Raw genomic sequence first — 1,302 nt, 5'->3', positions numbered from 1 at the left:
CTGCTCTCACAAAGCGCAGATAACCCGTTCAGTGGGCATTTTAATTTGATGGTCGACGAATCCATGATGATGAGCAACATCCTTGCGGAGCAACTGAAACTGATCGACGACGCGCCTTTATTCTCCTCTTCTACGCTCGGCAAACAAATGCAGACCGTTTACAAATTGATCGCCAGCCAGAGTGCGCTTAGCCAGCAGCGACAAGTGTTCTTTGTAAAACATACAGGATACGACTTGCATGACTCGCAACTCGCGCGACACCCTTTGTTACTCGAAGATCTCGCCACCAACCTAAACGCCATGTATCGCGCAGTTGATAAGCTCGGTATGAGTAAAAATGTAACCACGTTTACGATGTCTGACTTTGGTCGACGAATGACCAATAATGGTAACGGTACCGATCACGGCTGGGGCGGTCATCAGTTATTGATAGGTGGTGCGGTAAATGGCAGTGCGCCGATCGGTAGGTGGCCAGAGTTAACACTTGGAGGGCAAGATGATTACTCAAAAGGTCGATTGATTCCGGCTATTGCCGCAGACCAAGTTGGCTCAACTCTCGCACAGTGGATGGGAGTGAGTGACAATGCCGCACTGGAATACGTATTCCCGAACATCCGTAATTTCACCACATCTAACCTTGGCTTTATGGCTTAAGCTAAGCGGCTTAGTTTCGTTTATTTAATTGTCAAAAAGGGAGCACAATGCTCCCTTTGCAATATCATCTATGTTAACGAACGTTCACTAAACTTCGTCACGACGACGTTCGTTACAAAGCTTGATAGCGCGCTCAAGTAATTCTAGCGCGGATTGCTCACACTCAGGCAGAGCCGCATCACTTTCGCCAATTGGCGTTAAGCGGTCACCCCACTTCAGCACTGCTGCACCCCACGTCAAACCTGCACCAAACGCAGCCAGAAGCATGTTATCGCCAGGATTTACTCGGCCTTGCTCTACCGCCTCACACAATGCAATTGGCACCGTTGCCGCAGAGGTATTGCCGCAGTTTTGAATGTTCACAAACGCTTTGTCTTGAGGAATACCGGAAAGGTCGCACAGCGTTTGAATAATACGGATGTTCGCTTGATGCGGAATCACCACATCAATTTGTTCCGTCGTCAACTGAGATGCTTTTAGTACGGTTTTCGCCGCCAGGCCCATGCCTTTCACTGCGCGTTTGAAGATCTCTTGACCCACAAAGTTGAAATCCCAGTAACCGTTGTCTTCCGCAAAGCGATCCATACAAGTACCAAACTTCGGCACAGAAAGAATATCGCGACCTTTGGCATCACAACCAATTTGCGA

The 1,302-nt window shown here is 48.6% G+C and carries 2 protein-coding genes; one reads left to right on the top strand and one right to left on the bottom strand.

Annotated elements, in window-relative coordinates:
* Positions 1-654 (top strand): DUF1501 domain-containing protein (locus tag R7D93_RS25465; protein WP_318129577.1); only part of this gene is annotated, 654 nt, incomplete at its 5' end.
* Positions 655-741: 87 nt separating this feature from the next.
* Here R7D93_RS25465 and R7D93_RS25460 read toward each other — a convergent pair.
* A partial coding sequence (locus R7D93_RS25460; protein WP_318129576.1) for a 3-oxoacyl-[acyl-carrier-protein] synthase III C-terminal domain-containing protein occupies positions 742-1,302 on the bottom strand: 561 nt, incomplete at its 5' end.

This window comes from Vibrio sp. YT-15 (assembly GCF_033337445.1).
Classification (GTDB): Bacteria; Pseudomonadota; Gammaproteobacteria; order Enterobacterales; family Vibrionaceae; genus Vibrio; species Vibrio alginolyticus.
Note: the sequence above shows the minus strand (reverse complement) of the source record. Positions and strands in the feature narration are given on the sequence as shown.